This window comes from Seonamhaeicola marinus (genome assembly GCF_008085455.1).
The window spans coordinates 1-301 of record NZ_VSDQ01000658.1 but is presented as its reverse complement, the minus strand read 5'-3'; the positions used below and the strand labels follow the sequence as shown (position 1 = coordinate 301).

Below are 301 nucleotides of genomic sequence, written 5' to 3'. Positions count from 1 at the left end.
ATTTCAGCAAGAAGTATTAAACTATGCTGAAGGAAACGGATCTCCAAGATTTAACCCATTCTTTATTCCTAAAATGATTGCCGATATAGCTCCGGCAAACATTTCCATAAAACATGGTTTTATGGGGCCTAATTACACAACGGTTTCTGCCTGCGCCTCTTCAGCAAACGCATTATTTGATGCATTAAACTCTATTAGATTAGGGTACACAGATGTAGTTGTAACAGGAGGAAGTGAAGCAGCAGTAACTATAGCAGGAATGGGAGGTTTTAATGCTATGCATGCATTATCAACAAGAAAT

General features: G+C 38.2%; 1 protein-coding gene. It reads left to right on the top strand.

Annotated features, from left to right (window positions below; translation table 11 throughout):
* Positions 1–301 (top strand): beta-ketoacyl synthase N-terminal-like domain-containing protein (locus FUA24_RS11055; RefSeq protein WP_317131956.1); only part of this gene is annotated, 301 nt, incomplete at both ends.